The following is a 16,596-nucleotide window of genomic DNA, read 5'->3' on the forward strand; positions in this document are numbered from 1 at the left end:
ACATCATGTTTGGTTTTTTCCGCAGCTACTTTTCCAATGACCTAGCCATCGACCTAGGAACCGCCAACACCTTAATTTATATGCGTGAGCGGGGTATTGTCCTCGATGAACCCTCTGTTGTGGCTATTCGCCAAGAAGGTGGCCCAAACGGCAAAAAGACCATTTTGGCCGTTGGTAAAGAGGCAAAAGCGATGTTGGGACGCGTTCCGGGGAATATTGAGGCAATTCGCCCAATGAAAGACGGCGTTATTGCCGACTTCACCATTACCGAACAAATGCTCAAGCAATTTATCAAGCTTGTCCATGAAAGCAAATTATTAAAACCTAGTCCACGCATCATCATTTGCGTTCCTTGCGGATCCACACAAGTTGAACGTCGTGCGATTCGTGAGTCTGCATTAGGCGCCGGCGCATCACAAGTATTTTTGATTGAAGAACCAATGGCAGCTGCAATTGGTTCTGGCCTGCCAGTTTCTGAAGCGGCAGGCTCAATGGTTGTTGACATCGGTGGCGGTACAACTGAAGTTGGCGTGATGTCATTAGGCGGCATGGTTTACAAAGGCTCTGTTCGCGTTGGTGGCGACAAGTTTGATGAAGCGATTACAAATTACATCCGTCGTAACTACGGTATGTTGATCGGTGAGCAAACTGCTGAGTTGATCAAGAAGACAATTGGCTCTGCTTTCCCTGGCGCTGAAGTGCGTGAGATGGAAGTAAAGGGTCGCAATCTTTCTGAAGGTATTCCACGTAGCTTCACTGTTACTAGCAATGAAATTCTTGAGGCATTGACTGATCCACTGAATCAGATCGTGACCGCTGTAAAAGCGGCTCTCGAGCAGATCCCGCCTGAGTTGGCATCTGATATCGCTGAACGCGGAATGATGCTCACAGGCGGCGGCGCCTTGTTGCGCGACCTTGACCGTCTCTTGCTCGAAGAAACTGGTTTGCCAATTCATGTTGCAGAAGATCCATTGACTTGCGTGGCTCGTGGTTGCGGTATCGCACTTGAGCGCATGGATAAGTTAGGCGGAGTGTTCTCGCACGAGTAAGCGACATACACGTCGATCAGGGAATTGCAACATAGCGCTCCACCACTTTTCAGACAGGGCATTCCGGCCTTACTTAAACTGATTGTCTGTCTGTCGATCAGCATCGCTCTGATGCTGATCGATTTTCGCTTTAAAGCACTCGATCCGATTCGCAACAATGTCAATTGGATTTTGCGTCCACTTGAATATGTCATGATGGCGCCGCGAAATGCATACGAAGCAACATCAGAATATTTCACAACAAGATCTACTCTTGATCAAGAAAATCAAGTAATGAAAGTTCGCCAAGCAGAGCTTTCTCTGCTGGCCAATCAATCTGAATTTCTCATGGTCGAGAACCAAAATTTGCGCGAGCTAATGGCTTTGCAAAAACAGATTCCATTCAAAACATTACCGGTGGAAATTTTGTTCAATCCACCAAATCCAATTTCTCAACGTATTGTGATTAATCGCGGTAGCAACGATGGCCTCAAGCTTGGCAACCCGATTGCCAATGATTCCGGCATATTGGGCCAGGTAGTGCGCCTTTATGAGCGCTCTGCAGAGGTTTCTCTGCTGGAGGACCGTGATTTTGCGGTTCCCGTCCAAGTAGCTCGTAACGGGCTTCGAGCTGCGGTATTTGGTGCCGGAAGAGGCAATCCCCTAGAACTTCGCTATTTACCTGTAGCCAGTGATCTGGAGGTGGGTGATATTTTGTTGACGTCCGGAATTGATGGCGTTTACCCCCCTGGATTTGCAGTAGCAGTCATTAGCAAAATTGAACGCAACATTGATAAGAACTCTTCTAATGTGTTTTGCGTACCTGTTGCCGCAGTCAATCGCTACCGTCAAGCACTTGCTCTTTTGTATGACCCACAGTTTGACGCTAAAGCACCAACCATTAGCAACAAATCTACTTCTGGCGCGCCATTAAGTAATACACCCGGTAGACGCCAAACGCGCGCGCGAGGAATGCAATGATCGATTTCCAGAGCGGCTACATTCTGCGTCCGGTAAATCCGGTCTTTATTTATTTCAGCTTATTTTGTGCGCTGTTATTAAATCTGCTACCGATTGGCAACTATGGTTGGGTGCCTGACTGGTTAATTCTATGTATTGTGTTTTGGAATATCCACCAACATCGCTATGTGAGTGTCATCACTGCCTTCATTCTTGGTCTGATGATGGATGTTCACAATTCAGATCTGCTGGGCTTACACGCTTTTAGCTACTCCCTCGTCGCATACGTCGCTATTTCATGGCATCGACGGATTGTGGCTCTCACAGTTCTTCCACAAGCCTTACATTTGCTTCCAATCTTTTTACTGGTATCGCTTTTCCCCGTATTGGCACATTGGCTGCTAAGCGGCGAGCTATATTGGTGGGCCCTCACAGGCGCTATTCAGGCGCTAATAGAAGCAATGCTATGGCCACTGGCGACACGCATCTTATTGGCACCGCAGCGTCGACCATTAGATGTTGATCACAATCGCCCTCTCTAAGAAGCGGCATGGTTTCTTTTAAAAAACCGGATCTCGACTCATTTCAAGAGCGCATTCATATTGCGACGCTATTTGTCACATTTTGTTTTTTACTGCTAGTTACTCGTTTGGTTTGGCTACAGCTAGTTAGCCATGGAAAATATGCTCTTCTAGCGGAGAGTAACCGCATTGCTTTAGTTCCGGCGCCAGCCAATAGAGGCCTTTTAATTGATCGCAATGGCATCGTTATCGGTAGAAATTATTCCGCCCTCACGCTAGATGTCAATGCCGAGGAAGTAAAAGGCAATGTCGATCAGCTCATTAGCGATCTTTCTGAAATCATTGATATTTCCCCTAGAGATCGCCGCAATTTCAAGCGCTCTCTAGAGGATTCTCGCAATATGGGGACATTTCCCCTGCGCTCCATGCTCAATGAAGCAGAAACTGCCCGATTTATGGCCAATCGCTACCGTTTTCCTGGGGTGGAGATCCGCGCCAGGAGCTTTCGGGAGTACCCATACAACGAATTAGCCTCCCATTTAATTGGCTATATTGGTCGCGTTTCCCAGAAAGATAAGGAGCGCATGCAGGCTGAAATTGAGGGCGCTAAAGCTGATGATCCAGATGCTTTGCAAGCTTCATTTCTACCGGGCATTCAATATGTAGGAAAGATTGGCCTAGAGCAAAGTTATGAAACTGTTTTGCGTGGCGTGCCCGGATACGATCAAGTAGAAATCACTGCGGGTGGCAAACCAGTGCGCACACTTTCTAGCGCACCTTCGGTGCCCGGAAAAAATGTGGTTCTCTCGGTAGATATTAAGTTGCAATATTTAGTAGAGCAGCTGTATGGCAATTTCCGTGGTGCCTTTGTAGCGATTGAACCGGAGACGGGTGATGTATTGGCATTCGTCTCTAAACCTAACTTCAATCCAAATGATTTTGTTGAGGGCATTGATTCGGTCACCTGGAAGGAGCTCAATGACTCCCCACAAAAGCCTCTCTATAACCGACCACTCAAAGGCATCTACCCACCAGGGTCAACTTACAAGCCCTTCATGGCGCTAGCCGCTCTAGAGAATAAAAAGCGCACACCATCACAAACCATTTCTGACCCTGGTTACTTTGACTTTGGCAACCATACATTCCGCGATGATAAAAAAGGTGGTCACGGAATTGTTGATATGCAAAAGTCTATCGTTGAATCATGCGACACCTACTACTACATGCTAGCGCGTGACATGGGCGTAAACATGATGCATGACTTTATGAAGCCGCTTGGCTTTGGCCAAATTACAGGAATTGATTTACAAGGTGAGGCGAGAGGCGTTTTGCCGTCTACCGAGTGGAAGAAAAATACCTTCAAAAAACCAGAGCAGCAAAAATGGTATGAAGGTGAAACAATTTCACTTGGCATTGGACAGGGTTATAACGCTTTCACTATTTTGCAATTAGCTCACGCTATGGCAAACGTTGCTAATAACGGCGTCGTGATGAAGCCGCACTTAGTTAAAGCGATTGAAGACCCATTCACGCGAAATAGAGTTCTGACAACACCAAAAGAAAGTTATCGCATTGATCTCAATGCGGAGAATATTGAGGTGATTAAAAAGGCCATGTTAGAAGTAAACGTCTCGGGTACTTCAGCAGCAGCGTTCAAAGGAACCGGCTATCAAGTTGGCGGAAAAACTGGCACCGCACAAGTCTTTAGCTTGAATTCCAAAGAATATAAGCACGGCTCAACTGCAGAATTTTTACGAGACCATGCTTTGTATATTGCTTTTGCGCCAGCAGATAAACCAACGATTGTGATTGCAATGGTTGTGGAGAATGCGGGCTTTGGCGCGCAGTATGCAGCTCCAATTGCGCGCAAAGCATTAGACTTTTACATAGAGGGCAAATGGCCTAAGGAGATTCCTGAATGGAAAAGAGCCCCTTAATCAAAGTAAAAGCATTTTTCTTTAGCATTTTTGCTGGCTTAGATCGCCAGCTAGGCCTTATTCTGCTTGGCTTGGCGGCCGTTGGCTTTTTTACTTTTTTATCAGCAAGTCAAAATACTCCCGTACAAATTGCAGATGAATTACGCAATCTCGCACTCTCATTTGCAGTAATGTGGATTGTGTCGCGCATTCCACCAAAGTGGCTGGAGATGGGCGCTGTTTGGATTTATGGGCTTGGTGTTGCGCTCTTAATCGCAGTAGCTGCGTTTGGACTTATTAAAAAAGGTGCACGCCGTTGGTTGAACATTGGCGTCGTGATTCAGCCATCTGAAATTATGAAGATTGCAATGCCATTGATGCTTGCTTGGTATTTTCAGAAGCGTGAAGGCATTCAAAAATCTTGGGACTATGGAGTTGCAGCGATTATTTTGGCAATACCCGTATTCTTAATTGCTCGCCAACCCGACTTAGGTACGGCGCTCTTAGTTTTTGCGGCGGGTCTTTATGTCATTATTTTGGCGGGCCTGCCTTGGAAATGGATTCTGCCGTTTGTTGGCCTAGGCGTTGTTGGCATTTTGTTAATCATTATTTTCGGCAGCACCATTTGCGCGCACGATGTTGTTTGGCCATTTGTACATAACTACCAAAAGCATCGTATCTGCACCTTGCTCGACCCCACTAGCGATCCATTAGGAAAAGGCTTTCACACAATCCAATCCATGATTGCTATCGGATCTGGTGGGTTCTTTGGCAAAGGCTGGTTTCAAGGAACTCAAGCGCATTTGGAATTTATTCCAGAAAAACACACTGACTTTGTCTTTGCTGTGTTCTCAGAAGAATTTGGCCTATTAGGCAACTTAGTATTGCTTGCCCTTTTCTTCTCACTTATTAAAAGAGGTTTAGCTATTTCTGCAAGCGCGCCCAATTTATTTACACGACTATTAGGCGCTGCAGTAACTTTAATTTTCTTTACCTATGCTTTTGTGAACATCGGAATGGTGAGCGGCTTATTGCCGGTTGTTGGGGTGCCGCTACCATTTATTAGCTACGGTGGCACCGCGCTCGTTACCCTTGGTTTTGGTGCCGGCATCTTAATGAGTATTCATCGCCATCGCCGTTTAGTGCAGAGCTAGGTAGAAATAGCTTTAAACGCTTCGAGAATTATTGAGGAAATAAAAAAGCCCGGCATGCCGGGCTTTTTTATCAACAAGGGAAGAATTACTTCTTACGCTTGTTAACTGAATCTTTAAATGCTTTACCAGCAGAAAACTTAACAGTTTTTGCAGCAGCAATTTTGAGTGGCTCGCCAGTTTTTGGGTTACGACCCATACGTGCAGCACGTTTGCCAGAAGCAAATGTACCAAAGCCGATCAGTTGTACTGAGTCACCTTTAGTAACAGCTTTGATGATTGTGTCGATTGCAGAATTCAATGCGAATTCTGCTTTGGCTTTAGAAATCTCCGCGTCGTCAGCAATCGCTGCGATTAGTTCGGCTTTGTTCAAGTGAAGCTCCTTATAGATATTGATGTCAGCGCACATTACGCTTACATGATTTTAACCACAAAAAATTACAAAAATAAAGTTGCGTTACAGCAATTTTTTACTACGACTACAAATTACTCATCCAAAACAGTGATATCAGAAACAAAATACTCGGTATCGCCAAAACAAGAGGTTGGCAAACCAATGTGTTGCTCGTACTTTAGAGCAACCTTTTTGCCTAAATTAGCATTTATTTTTTGCGCAACAGCATCTTCACGCACCGTAAAGAGGAATTTTTCTGACATGGTACCCGGCATTGAGACCATGGCTAATTCACCTTCCCAGGTTTTACATACATAGCCGCGATTAGAGAATTTCTGCACATATCCTGCACGCTCACCGCTTCCGTAGCTCCAATTTAGCATCGCCCATGTGTATACAGAAATACCTACAAACCCAATTAAAACAAGGCTTAAGAGCCACTTTATAAAGCTATTCATAAGATCTTCCTTAATAAATCTTCACTCAAACCCTAAGTAGGTCATTACATCTTCTATATGCAGTATATGGGCATCCGAATACTAAAAATGATCTATTTGTGGTCAGCGCAGCATGTTTATTTTGCAGTCTCGAAATATGGGTCCGCCCTAATGAAAAAGTTAGCGATAAATTATTTTGAGTATTTTGCAGGCAGTTATTTGGTGACTTAGGGCGCCAATATCTGGGCAATCTGTTCTGGGCTAATCGACCCCCATATTTCCACTCGCTTCTTGCGGCTATTTTGCCCAGAAACGAATTGAATCTGTTTCTGCGGCACTCTCAGCTGCTTAGAAAGCCAGGCCAATAAAAGCTCATTAGCCTTATTTTCTAGGGCTGGGGCTTGAAGAGAGATCTTCAGGCAGCCGTCATGCAGCCCAACCACCTTGGTCTGTTTTGCCCCTGGTTGGCAATGCAAACTTAAGATGATTCCGGCGGGGGTTTGCTTTAACCAAATAGGCATCATTAAAGTACTTTAAACTGAAACCATGACGACTAAGAATTCTCAAGCCCTCGAGCAACTGTTTGCAAATAATCGGACTTGGGCCGAAAGTATGGTGGCAAAAGATGGCGATTTCTTCAAACGCCTAGTTTCCCAGCAAGCCCCCGAATATCTCTGGATAGGCTGTTCTGATAGTCGAGTACCCGCCAACGATATTGTGAATTTATTGCCCGGCGAATTATTTGTTCACCGCAATGTTGCAAACGTTGTGGTTCATACCGACTTAAATTGCTTATCGGTAATTCAGTTTGCTATCGACCTGCTTAAGGTTAAGCATATATTGGTTGTAGGTCACTACGGCTGCTCTGGCGTACATGCAGCATTAACTGACAAGCGGGTTGGTCTAGCGGATAACTGGCTGCGTCATGTAAAAGATGTGCACCAGAAACATGAGCGTTATCTTGGCGATGTCATTCCAACACCAAAACGTCAAGATCGTTTATGTGAACTCAATGTCATTGAGCAGGTTGTTAACGTGTGTGAGACAACCATTGTTCAAGATGCATGGGCACGCGGCCAGGACCTCACCGTCCACGGCTGGGCTTATCGTCTTGAAACGGGCCTAATAAATGATTTAGGCATGTCAAGTAGCTCAATCGAAGAAATGACTGAGCGCTATTCCAAGTCCATCAAGCGTTACGAATCAGAGCAAAGTTAATTTGCTCAAATCTTTTTTGAACTACCTAGGAGTCGCCTTTCTTGCGCTCCTCTCGCTTCTTCCCTATAAGCTTTTAGTCGCCATTGGATATGGCCTAGGCTATATAGCTGCTCGCATCCCAAGCGATAGAGCGCGAGTTGTCAAAACCAATCTCCGTCTTTGTTTTCCAAACCTAAACTCAGACGAAATTGATCAGCTTAGTAAGCAGCACTGGCGACTGCTTGGTCGCAGCCTGGTTGAAAAAAGTATCATCTGGTTTGGTAGCTCAAAAAAATTGGGCAAAATGATTGAAGTGAAATCAGCCGTAGACCTTGCCAGCAAAAAACCACGCATCTTGGTGAATATGCATTTCACGGGAATTGAGGGCAGCATTATTTTGAGCGCGCTCTCTAAAGAAAAGCACTGGCCCCGCACTTCAGGATTTTTTCAGAGAATGAAAAGTCCGTTTTTTAATCAAAAAATTGTGGGGTGGCGCAATCGCTTTGGCGGCAACTCCATTGATCGCCAGGGGAATGCCAAAGCCATCATTCGTGAAATCCGTAATGGCGATTTCATCATCATTGCCCCTGATATTGATCTGGGGCTAAAGGATTCTGAGTTTGTTCCTTTCTTTGGCATGCAAACCAACACCATCACTACCATCTCTCGTTTAGCAAAAATTACTGGTGCAGATGTATGCCTGATGACCACCACCTTAAAAGCCGATGAATCAGGCTATCTTTGCGAGATTAGAAAGCCTTTAGAAAACTTTCCGGGAACAGATCCAAAGTCAGATACGGCCCGACTCAATCAATATTTTGAATCTGAAATTCGTCTTCGCCCGGCCGAATACTACTGGGTTCATAAGCGCTTCAAAAACCCCCCCAATGGTGGCTCAAACCCCTATAACCCTTCTAACTAGAGGTCTTTTGTCCTATCATTAAGGGATGACCGAACGTATTGGGCTCTTTGCCGATCTCCACAGTAATTTAGAAGCTTTTGAGGCCTGCATGGCCCGCGCCGAAGAGCTTGGCGTTACCCGCATGGTTTTCTTGGGTGATCTCGTCGGCTATAACGCAGACCCAGTAGCAGTGATAGAGCGCATCGCCGCACTCGTAGAAAGCAAAAAGGCCATTGCCGTTCTTGGCAATCATGATGAGGCTATTTTTAAAGACGCGCGCAATCAGATGAACGCCAGTGCAAATGCTGCTATCGAGTGGACAAAGTCTCAACTAAATAATAGTCATATAGAGTTTTTAAAAAACCTGCCGCTTATTGTTCAAGAAGAAAAAATTTGTTTTGTGCATGCCTCTGCACACAATCCTGCCGACTGGAATTACATTACCGATAGCATGAGCGCATGGCGTTGCGTACAGAACTCTGGAAAGAGTTATACATTTGTAGGACATGCACATGAGCAAGCCCTTTTTTATCAAAGTGCCGTTGGTAAATTAATTCGCTTTGCACCACACCCTGGCGATGAAATTCCCGTCCTGCAGCACCGCCAATGGGTGGGCGTTGTTGGATCACTTGGTCAGCCTAGAGACGGTAATCCAGAAGCCTGCTTTGCTGTTTTTGAGCCCGAATCTGAAGTGTTGACATTCCACCGCACCTCTTACGATCACTTTTCTGCCGCAGATAAAGTTCGTCGTGCTGGGCTGCCAGAAGATCTGGCAAACCGCCTCATTACGGGCAAATAATATTCATGGGAATCAATACTGACATTGAAGCAGTAGACGATATATTTCAAGAAGGCAAAGTAGTAGATGGCTTTGTCTTGGGCAAAGAAGTTCATCGCGGCGGAATGGCGAGTCTTTTCTCTGCCACCAAAGCAGGAATTGATATTCCTATTTTGCTAAAGATACCGCGAGTTGGCAGAGATCAGCCAGTAGAGAGTTTGATTGGATTTGAAACTGAGCTCACTATCTTGCGCTCACTAAAAAGCCCGTACGTTCCAAAATATTTAGGCTCTGGCAATATGGCCACGCGCCCATATATTGCAATGGAAAGAGTTGAGGGTAGACCGCTTGAGGACTACATCAAAGAAGGCAAAGTTTTTACTATTGATGAAGTGGTACGTATTGGCGCAGATCTAGCGCAAGCGGTTCAATCACTGCATTCACAAGATGCTATTCATCTAGACATCAAGCCAGAAAATATTTTGGTTGATGACAAAGGTAAGCTGACATTAATTGATTTTGGTTTGTCGCACCATGCACGCTATCCAGACTTGCTTGCAGAAGAGATGCGAAAAGGCGTTGGCTCTGCGCCATATATTTCTCCCGAGCAAGTAGCGGGAATTCGCTCTGATTCACGAAGTGATATTTTTTCTATCGGCGTCATCATGTATGAGTTGCTCACTGGCGAGCTGCCATTTGGTAACCCACAAACGATGAGTGGCCTACGTAGACGTATGTGGGCTGAGCCATTCCCGTTGAGAGCAATTCGCCGTGAGATTCCTCGCTGGCTACAAGAGGTAGTTCTAAGATGTTTAGAGCCGCGCGCTGCCGATCGATATCAAAGTGCTGCACGCTTACGACAAGTATTGAGAGATCCTGAGGGCGTCACGCTTACGGAGCGAGCTGACCGAGTTGAGCCTCCCAGCTTTTGGGAAAACCTTAAAGGCATGTTTAAGGCTGCCGGCTATGAACCTTCTCCTAGCCCGCGCCCTAGTATGGGCAATTTTGATGCGCCACTCATGATCGCTGCAATTGATACCCGTCAGTCTGATGAAGACTTGCGTGAGCGCATGCAAATTACCGCAAAAAACTTATTGCAGGCCTATCCTGAGAGTCGTTTAGTTTGCTTAAGTACTATTAGCAGTACCCCCACTTTCGAAGGCAATCAAGAAAATGAAACTGCCAGCGGGATTGTGCGAGGCCACTTGGTGCAACTAATGGATTGGGCCAAGCCCCTTAAGTTGCCGCCAGAAAGAATTTCTTATCACGTGCTTGAGGCGCTTGATCCTGCATCTCGAATTGTGGAGTTTGCCAAAGACAATGATGCATCCCTCATTCTGATTGGGGCATCGCACAAGCTTCCTAATAAGGTAACGCCCTGGAGAACGTCGATGACCAAGATCGTCGAAGAGGCGCCCTGCAGCGTGCATATCGTCAGAACCTAGGCAGACCTGACGCCCCTTATGGCCTACATTTGACGGATAATGCAGGCATGGAAGAAAAAGTTCGCGTCTCAAAATTGCTCTCTGAGCTAGGCCTATGCTCACGTCGCGAGGCTGATTCATACATCGAGCAAGGTTTAGTCACTGTAGACGGCGAAGTAGTAAATGAGCTCGGCGTGCGTGCTTTTCGTCACCAAAAAATTGAATTGCAATCTGGGGCCAAAGCGCAGCAGGCATCTCGTATTACCGTCATTCTGAATAAACCGGTTGGCTATATTTCTCATTACGATGACGAGCAAGAATATCAACCTGCAGCTTCATTAATTACGCCTGAAAATTACTTTGCTAGTCCGCTAGATAAAGGTAGAAGCCCTCGCTTTAATACTAAGGGCTTAGCCCCTGCAGGAAGGCTAGATATTGACTCCACGGGCATGCTGGTTTTAACTCAAGATGGCCGCATTGCTAAATTGCTGATTGGAGAAAATAGTCCGATCGAAAAAGAATATTTAGTACGCGTTGAAGGAAGACTCTCGTTCGAAGATTTAGATCGTCTAAGACACGGCCTGTCACTTGATGGAGTGGAGTTAAAGCCTGCACAAGTAAGCTGGCAAAATGAAGACCAACTTCGCTTCGTATTGCGTGAAGGGCGTAAGCGTCAAATTCGCAGAATGTGTGAGATGGTGGGGCTTAAAGTTCTCGGCCTAAAACGCGTAAGAATGGGTCGAATCTCATTGGGCCCGCTGCCACCAGGTCAATGGCGCTATGTAGGGCCTCATGAGCAGTTCTGAGGCGCCTTGGGACGCTTATAATTGCGTCCAATCCAGATTAATCAGCGCAGAATTACCATCGAAACTTTAACCTCCAGCACTCCAGGCGCAGAAGTACTTAGACGCCGCAGCTTTGCCATCATCTCTCACCCAGATGCCGGGAAAACGACGCTTACTGAAAAGTTACTGCTATATGCAGGAGCAATTCAAATTGCAGGAAGCGTTAAAGCTCGTAAAGCGAGTCGTCATGCAACTTCTGACTGGATGGAAATTGAAAAGCAACGCGGTATTTCGGTAGCAAGCTCGGTAATGCAGATGGAGTACCGTGACTGCATTATTAATTTGCTTGATACCCCAGGCCACCAAGACTTTTCGGAAGACACCTATCGCGTACTTACTGCAGTGGACTCAGCGCTGATGGTGATCGACGCCGCTAACGGTGTTGAATCTCAAACCCTGCGCTTGCTTGAAGTTTGCCGTGCGCGTAATACGCCTATCGTGACATTCATTAACAAGATGGATCGCGAGGTAAAGCCTCCGATGGAGTTGATGGATGAGATTGAAACAGCTCTTGGCATTGAAGTGGTTCCCTTTACATGGCCTGTTGGCATGGGCAAATCCTTTGCAGGAGTGATTGATATTGCCAACATGCGGATGCGGATGTTTAAAGCTGGCGAAGATCGTGTCACCGAAGATTCTCATGCAGTGGTTGATGTAAATGATCCCGCACTGAAAGAGCGCCTAGGCACCGACCTAGAGAACGCATTAGCTGAGGTCGAGCTCATCAAAGAAGCCATGCCAGCATTTGACCTTGAGGCCTTTTTAGCTGGACGTCAATCGCCAGTCTTCTTTGGATCGGCCATTAACAATTTTGGCGTACGTGAGATTCTCAATACGCTAGTTGAATTAGCGCCATCACCGGGTTCACGCAAAGCTTTACAGCGCGAAGTTAGTCCAGCAGAAAATAAGTTCTCCGCCGTCGTATTCAAGATTCAGGCAAACATGGATCCCGCTCATCGCGACCGCGTAGCATTTTTACGTATTTGCTCTGGTCACTTTCAGCGCGGCATGAAATTAAAAATTTGCCGCAATGGAAAAGAAGTTCGCACGAACAATGCCCTATCTTTCCTATCTCAGAGACGCGACATTTTGGATGAAGCTTTTCCTGGCGACATCATTGGCCTACCAAATCACGGTTTACTGCGTTTAGGCGACACCCTGACCGAAGGTGAACAATTGCAATTTACTGGCTTGCCATTCTTTGCGCCAGAAATCTTCCGCATGGTTGAGTCCGCTGATCCATTACGGTCGAAGCAGTTGCGCACCGGACTGATGCAATTGGGTGAAGAGGGCGCTATTCAAGTATTCAGACCCATGGCCGGCGGCACCATGCTGCTTGGCGCCTTTGGCCAACTTCAGTTTGAGGTAGTGAGCCATCGCCTGCAAACAGAATATGGCGCAGAAGTCCGCCTATTGCCAGCTCGCTATAGTTTGGCTCGCTGGGTTAGCTCGGACGATCCTGTTGCATTGAAAAAATTTACCCTAGAAAATATACACCGCATGGCGGAAGATGTTGTCGGCGCGTCAGTATTTCTAGCCTCACATAAATCAGAGCTCGATGTAGCGCAACAGCGTTGGGAGTCTATTCAATTCCACGCCCTAAGAGAGCATGCTGGCTTGATTTACCAATCAGACTTGGCAGGCTAACTACACCGCCTTTATTTCATTGGCGCGTTGTTTTGCAATCAAATACAGTGACTAACTGAGTGTCGCTACTTTTGAATGCGGCTACCTTGCCATATTGCTCACAGTAGGCACTTGCTTTTTTGCTTAGCTGCTCGATTGATTCACCACTGGTATTTAGAAAAGTCACGTGGTTTGAATCTGAGGCATCTGTATAAACAGCAGCACATGAACATAGGGCCAAAATACAGCTGATAGCTAATGCTAAAAATTTCAGCGATGAATTCATTTGCCCACCCCCAGTCTATTAAGAATCTTAGCGCTGATCTTGCTGGCCAATGGTCTATAAATCAGAATGCAAACGATGGCTACGGGATAGGCTACCAACCAAACCTCTAACCATACCAAGAAGAAATTTTCTGCGAGGCCAACACGCACAAATGTGGTGGCGAGAGTGATGCTTAAGGACATTAAAAAGCCCATTACAAGGGCAAACACAAGATTAGCTAAATTCATCATACATACATCATAGCGTCTCAAGTGCTTAACTGTTATTCTGAACTGTGATCACTATTGTGCGCCCTAGACAGGGGAATCTTATTAGCAACGCTTTGAGATTCATCATTCCATTACTCTAGGAAAATTCATGGCTGTTGGCCAAAATCAAAGAACCAGAAAAAATGACTCTATGCTTACCAAAACAGGTAAAACGCGCCTAGGACCCCTTAATGCAACCCAGCTTACTAAGCTACTAGAAGCAAGCACTAAACCAAAGGAAAAGGGCAAGCTTTTACGAGCACTCAGCAAACACAAAGTTGTTGCCGCATAACTAAAAAGCCCCGTTATATCGGGGCTTTTTTATATTCATATTGGAATAGATTACGCCCTTTTAATCAACATTCTTTTTCCAAGAATAACTGTCGACACAACTAACATAGCGAAAATAAAGTTCATCGCCGTTAGTGAATCACCGAGCAAAACGCTGGCGGCCACTAATGTACAAAAGGGTTGTATCAACTGCACTTGGCTAACGCGCGCAATGCCTCCAATTGCAAGCCCCTCGTACCAAAAAAAGAATCCCAGAAACATAGGGAATAGGCTTAAATAAACAAAACTGGTCCAAGCAATTGTGCCAGCGTGAATATATTCTGGGCTATAGGTAAGCCATGCCATTACAGCATTCAAAGGCAATGAAATTACCAATGCCCATGAAATAACTGCGCGTGGATTCATCTTTCTGGAGAGCTCACCGCCCTCCACGTACCCAATGCATGCACTGATACCGCCCAATACCAGTAAACCATCAATATAAGTAAAGCTACCCGAGCTCTTTAGCAGGGCATACAAGACCACAAGGCCAGCACCCAGGAAAGAAACCAACCAAAATCCTAGTGAAGGTCTCTCTTTAAAACGCAGAACCCCAATCACGGTTGTGGCAAGAGGCATCATCCCCAAAATAACTGCACCGTGTGATGACGAGCCTTGGGTCATCGCAACCGTTGTAAAAATTGGAAAGCCAAATACAACACCCATAGAAATGACTACAAACTTAATGAAATCTACTTTGCTGGGAATGGCTTCTTTTTTATAAAGGAGATAGGCTAGCGCTACTAGGCCTGCCAGTAATGCTCTCCCAAATGCAATGAAATAGGGGTTAAAGCTTAAAACCGCAATCTTGCTTACCGGTAGCGTTAAGCTAAATATCAAAATGCCAATAAAACCAATTAGCATTCCCTTGCTTTCTCTATTCACCATTACCCTTTTCTAGTCCTCAATTGATTGTATTAACAATCTGCAGACCGTGGGCTGTAATATGTATTCACTACCTATGAAACTCAACGCCCACATTCAATCTATATATCTTTCGCCCGCGGCTGGGGCGCCGATGCAAAGCTTCAGCCAGGTCAAGGTCAACGCCGGCTTGGGCATTGAAGGTGATCGCTATGCGCTTGGGGTCGGAGCCTACTCTGACACCAAACCCCCGAAGATTCGCCATATCAGCCTCATTGCCATGGCAGGCATAGAGATTGCAAATGATTGGCTCAAGGCGGGCGATGAACCAATTTTTGATGGGGCTGAAACGCGCCGTAATATTTTGCTTGAGGGAATCACGGCAAATGAGCTGAATGCTTTAGTTGGAAAACAATTCCAACTTGGAGAAATTCTATTGCTGGGTACCGAGCTTTGCGCGCCATGCGAAAGACCGGCCCAATTACTAAATAGACCAAGCTTTATGAATGCATTTGAAGGGCGTGGCGGCATCAGAGCTGAAGTTCTCAATTCAGGCAACCTTCAAGTTGGCAACAAGCTTCTTTTACCTACTGAAAATCCATGATTGAATACCGCGATAACGCCAGTATCACTGCAGAGCAAGCCATTGATCTATACACGCGCTCAACACTGGGGGAGCGCCGCCCAATAAACAATGTCACAACATTCGAGGCGATGCTCAAAAATGCTAACCTCACCATTACCGCCTGGGATAAAGAGAAACTAGTAGGCATTTCTCGATCTCTGACGGACTTTGCCTATGTCGCCTATCTCGCCGATCTAGCCGTAGATCAACAGTACCAACGCTCAGGCATTGGTAAGCAATTGATTGAGGAAACTAAATCGCGACTTGGGCCAGAATGCATGATTGTGTTGCTAGCCGCGCCTAAAGCCAACGAGTATTACGAGCACATTGGCTTTGAACATAATCCCCGCGCCTGGACTCTAAAAAAATAATATGGCGTTTATCATCACCTCATGACTATTACTCGCTTTTGCTTAGTACGCCATGGGGAAACCGACTGGAATGCCGAGCACCGCCTTCAGGGACATACCGATATTGACTTGAACCAGCATGGCTTGGCGCAAGCAAAACAAATGGCACGTGCACTCAAGCGCATCGAGCTCCAGTTTGATGTTCTATATACCAGCGACCTTCGCCGTGCCGCCAAGACCGCACAAGCTATTGAAGAATTGTTTGCGGTATCTGCAATCACCGATGCTGAACTCAGAGAGCGAAATTTGGGCGCACTTCAAGGACTCACTACCGATGAAGGCCCAGAGCAAGAACCCGTACTTTGGAAGTCGCACCTGAGCAGAAATATTGAAGAAAGCTTACGCGGTGGTGAGAGCATTCAACAATTTGCTAATCGAGTCCACAAAGTCCTTGAGAAAATCCGTAATCAGCACGTCGGAAAAACAATTTTGCTGGTTAGTCATGGTGGCACACTTGACATGATGTACCGACTTGCAAGCAATCAACCATTAGAAGCTCAAAAAGCTGTTGCAGTACCTAATGCATCCCTTAACTGGATTAGTCATGATGGCCATCGCTGGAAGGTTGATAGTTGGGCCAATACAGATCATCTGGAAAAATCGGCCCTAGATAATCTTGACCTCTGAGCCACCAGAAAAATAAAGGCCCATCATT

21 protein-coding genes are annotated in these 16,596 nt (G+C 46.0%); 15 read left to right on the plus strand and 6 right to left on the minus strand.

The window, feature by feature from the left end; all coding sequences use genetic code 11:
* Positions 1–5 precede the first annotated feature (5 nt).
* The 5 genes from C2745_RS09385 to rodA are packed head-to-tail and all read left to right on the plus strand — an operon-like array spanning position 6 to position 5,579.
* Positions 6–1,049, plus strand: coding sequence for a rod shape-determining protein (locus tag C2745_RS09385; RefSeq protein WP_068319852.1), 1,044 nt, complete (start codon positions 6–8; stop codon positions 1,047–1,049).
* A 24-nt stretch (positions 1,050–1,073) separates the two neighbouring features.
* Positions 1,074–2,009, plus strand: coding sequence for a rod shape-determining protein MreC (mreC, locus tag C2745_RS09390; protein ID WP_215384324.1), 936 nt, complete (start codon positions 1,074–1,076; stop codon positions 2,007–2,009).
* Positions 2,006–2,530 (plus strand): rod shape-determining protein MreD, encoded by a 525-nt coding sequence (gene mreD, locus C2745_RS09395; protein WP_215384325.1) that lies wholly within the window; start codon positions 2,006–2,008, stop codon positions 2,528–2,530. Before mreC ends, mreD begins: the two co-directional genes overlap by 4 nt.
* An 8-nt stretch (positions 2,531–2,538) precedes the next feature.
* On the plus strand, positions 2,539–4,446 hold the full coding sequence (mrdA, locus tag C2745_RS09400) for a penicillin-binding protein 2 (RefSeq protein ID WP_215384326.1): 1,908 nt from the start codon (positions 2,539–2,541) through the stop codon (positions 4,444–4,446).
* Positions 4,428–5,579, plus strand: coding sequence for a rod shape-determining protein RodA (rodA, locus tag C2745_RS09405; RefSeq protein ID WP_215384327.1), 1,152 nt, complete (start codon positions 4,428–4,430; stop codon positions 5,577–5,579). The genes mrdA and rodA overlap by 19 nt, the downstream gene beginning before the upstream one ends.
* A gap of 85 nt (positions 5,580–5,664) precedes the next feature.
* Here rodA and C2745_RS09410 read toward each other — a convergent pair whose 3' ends face one another.
* The 3 genes from C2745_RS09410 to C2745_RS09420 form a co-directional block, all read right to left on the minus strand.
* On the minus strand, positions 5,665–5,949 hold the full coding sequence (locus tag C2745_RS09410) for an HU family DNA-binding protein (protein WP_048812313.1): 285 nt from the start codon (positions 5,947–5,949) through the stop codon (positions 5,665–5,667).
* 113 nt (positions 5,950–6,062) lie between these two features.
* The gene (locus C2745_RS09415; RefSeq protein ID WP_215384328.1) at positions 6,063–6,428 is read right to left on the minus strand and encodes a hypothetical protein; all 366 of its coding nucleotides are present in this window, start codon (positions 6,426–6,428) and stop codon (positions 6,063–6,065) included.
* Positions 6,429–6,634: 206 nt separating this feature from the next.
* Positions 6,635–6,928, minus strand: a complete 294-nt coding sequence (locus C2745_RS09420; RefSeq protein WP_215384329.1) for a DUF167 domain-containing protein — start codon at positions 6,926–6,928, stop codon at positions 6,635–6,637.
* A gap of 25 nt (positions 6,929–6,953) precedes the next feature.
* Between C2745_RS09420 and can the strand changes: the two genes are divergently transcribed.
* From can to C2745_RS09450, 6 genes are read left to right on the plus strand one after another with little or no spacing between them, the layout of a single operon-like run.
* On the plus strand, positions 6,954–7,625 hold the full coding sequence (can, locus tag C2745_RS09425; protein ID WP_215384330.1) for a carbonate dehydratase: 672 nt from the start codon (positions 6,954–6,956) through the stop codon (positions 7,623–7,625).
* A gap of 1 nt (position 7,626) precedes the next feature.
* Entirely contained in the window at positions 7,627–8,526 is a 900-nt protein-coding gene (locus C2745_RS09430) for a lipid A biosynthesis acyltransferase (protein WP_215384331.1), read from the plus strand.
* A 25-nt stretch (positions 8,527–8,551) separates the two neighbouring features.
* On the plus strand, positions 8,552–9,304 hold the full coding sequence (locus C2745_RS09435) for a metallophosphoesterase (RefSeq protein WP_215384332.1): 753 nt from the start codon (positions 8,552–8,554) through the stop codon (positions 9,302–9,304).
* Positions 9,305–9,309: 5 nt separating this feature from the next.
* Positions 9,310–10,728: a serine/threonine-protein kinase gene (locus C2745_RS09440; RefSeq protein ID WP_215384333.1), complete on the plus strand. Its 1,419-nt coding sequence runs from the start codon at positions 9,310–9,312 to the stop codon at positions 10,726–10,728.
* Positions 10,729–10,775: 47 nt separating this feature from the next.
* Positions 10,776–11,513: a pseudouridine synthase gene (locus tag C2745_RS09445; protein WP_215385679.1), complete on the plus strand. Its 738-nt coding sequence runs from the start codon at positions 10,776–10,778 to the stop codon at positions 11,511–11,513.
* Positions 11,514–11,570: 57 nt separating this feature from the next.
* The gene (locus C2745_RS09450) at positions 11,571–13,199 is read left to right on the plus strand and encodes a peptide chain release factor 3 (RefSeq protein WP_215385680.1); all 1,629 of its coding nucleotides are present in this window, start codon (positions 11,571–11,573) and stop codon (positions 13,197–13,199) included.
* A 16-nt stretch (positions 13,200–13,215) separates the two neighbouring features.
* Here C2745_RS09450 and C2745_RS09455 read toward each other — a convergent pair whose 3' ends face one another.
* Together C2745_RS09455 and C2745_RS09460 are read right to left on the minus strand one after the other, a co-directional pair.
* A complete protein-coding gene (locus tag C2745_RS09455; RefSeq protein WP_215384334.1) occupies positions 13,216–13,464 on the minus strand; it encodes a hypothetical protein in 249 nt (82 codons plus the stop codon).
* Positions 13,461–13,694 (minus strand): DUF2798 domain-containing protein, encoded by a 234-nt coding sequence (locus C2745_RS09460; RefSeq protein WP_215384335.1) that lies wholly within the window; start codon positions 13,692–13,694, stop codon positions 13,461–13,463. Before C2745_RS09460 ends, C2745_RS09455 begins: the two co-directional genes overlap by 4 nt.
* Before the next feature lie 127 nt (positions 13,695–13,821).
* On the opposite strand from C2745_RS09460, the gene C2745_RS09465 reads away from it, so the two are divergent.
* Entirely contained in the window at positions 13,822–14,004 is a 183-nt protein-coding gene (locus C2745_RS09465; protein WP_215384336.1) for a hypothetical protein, read from the plus strand.
* A gap of 50 nt (positions 14,005–14,054) precedes the next feature.
* Here C2745_RS09465 and C2745_RS09470 read toward each other — a convergent pair whose 3' ends face one another.
* On the minus strand, positions 14,055–14,930 hold the full coding sequence (locus tag C2745_RS09470; RefSeq protein WP_215384337.1) for a DMT family transporter: 876 nt from the start codon (positions 14,928–14,930) through the stop codon (positions 14,055–14,057).
* A gap of 130 nt (positions 14,931–15,060) precedes the next feature.
* Between C2745_RS09470 and C2745_RS09475 the strand changes: the two genes are divergently transcribed.
* From C2745_RS09475 to C2745_RS09485, 3 genes are read left to right on the plus strand one after another with little or no spacing between them, the layout of a single operon-like run.
* A complete protein-coding gene (locus tag C2745_RS09475; RefSeq protein ID WP_215384338.1) occupies positions 15,061–15,510 on the plus strand; it encodes an MOSC domain-containing protein in 450 nt (149 codons plus the stop codon).
* Entirely contained in the window at positions 15,507–15,902 is a 396-nt protein-coding gene (locus tag C2745_RS09480) for a GNAT family N-acetyltransferase (protein WP_215384339.1), read from the plus strand. The genes C2745_RS09475 and C2745_RS09480 overlap by 4 nt, the downstream gene beginning before the upstream one ends.
* A gap of 21 nt (positions 15,903–15,923) precedes the next feature.
* Positions 15,924–16,568, plus strand: coding sequence for a histidine phosphatase family protein (locus tag C2745_RS09485; protein ID WP_215384340.1), 645 nt, complete (start codon positions 15,924–15,926; stop codon positions 16,566–16,568).
* Positions 16,569–16,596 lie beyond the last annotated feature (28 nt).

The sequence above is a fragment of the Polynucleobacter sp. AP-Kolm-20A-A1 genome, assembly GCF_018688315.1.
In the GTDB taxonomy this organism is placed as follows: domain Bacteria; phylum Pseudomonadota; class Gammaproteobacteria; order Burkholderiales; family Burkholderiaceae; genus Polynucleobacter.

Bases quoted from the DNA above. Each gene is read 5' to 3' on its own strand.
- C2745_RS09385 (WP_068319852.1), top strand. From the start codon at position 6: ATGTTTGGTTTTTTCCGCAGCTACTTTTCCAATGACCTAGCCATCGAC.
- mreD (WP_215384325.1), top strand. From the start codon at position 2,006: ATGATCGATTTCCAGAGCGGCTACATTCTGCGTCCGGTAAATCCGGTC.
- mrdA (WP_215384326.1), top strand. From the start codon at position 2,539: ATGGTTTCTTTTAAAAAACCGGATCTCGACTCATTTCAAGAGCGCATT.
- rodA (WP_215384327.1), top strand. From the start codon at position 4,428: ATGGAAAAGAGCCCCTTAATCAAAGTAAAAGCATTTTTCTTTAGCATT.
- C2745_RS09415 (WP_215384328.1), bottom strand. From the start codon at position 6,428: ATGAATAGCTTTATAAAGTGGCTCTTAAGCCTTGTTTTAATTGGGTTT.
- C2745_RS09420 (WP_215384329.1), bottom strand. From the start codon at position 6,928: ATGCCTATTTGGTTAAAGCAAACCCCCGCCGGAATCATCTTAAGTTTG.
- can (WP_215384330.1), top strand. From the start codon at position 6,954: ATGACGACTAAGAATTCTCAAGCCCTCGAGCAACTGTTTGCAAATAAT.
- C2745_RS09435 (WP_215384332.1), top strand. From the start codon at position 8,552: ATGACCGAACGTATTGGGCTCTTTGCCGATCTCCACAGTAATTTAGAA.
- C2745_RS09440 (WP_215384333.1), top strand. From the start codon at position 9,310: ATGGGAATCAATACTGACATTGAAGCAGTAGACGATATATTTCAAGAA.
- C2745_RS09445 (WP_215385679.1), top strand. From the start codon at position 10,776: ATGGAAGAAAAAGTTCGCGTCTCAAAATTGCTCTCTGAGCTAGGCCTA.
- C2745_RS09455 (WP_215384334.1), bottom strand. From the start codon at position 13,464: ATGAATTCATCGCTGAAATTTTTAGCATTAGCTATCAGCTGTATTTTG.
- C2745_RS09460 (WP_215384335.1), bottom strand. From the start codon at position 13,694: ATGATGAATTTAGCTAATCTTGTGTTTGCCCTTGTAATGGGCTTTTTA.
- C2745_RS09465 (WP_215384336.1), top strand. From the start codon at position 13,822: ATGGCTGTTGGCCAAAATCAAAGAACCAGAAAAAATGACTCTATGCTT.
- C2745_RS09470 (WP_215384337.1), bottom strand. From the start codon at position 14,930: ATGGTGAATAGAGAAAGCAAGGGAATGCTAATTGGTTTTATTGGCATT.
- C2745_RS09475 (WP_215384338.1), top strand. From the start codon at position 15,061: ATGCAAAGCTTCAGCCAGGTCAAGGTCAACGCCGGCTTGGGCATTGAA.
- C2745_RS09480 (WP_215384339.1), top strand. From the start codon at position 15,507: ATGATTGAATACCGCGATAACGCCAGTATCACTGCAGAGCAAGCCATT.
- C2745_RS09485 (WP_215384340.1), top strand. From the start codon at position 15,924: ATGACTATTACTCGCTTTTGCTTAGTACGCCATGGGGAAACCGACTGG.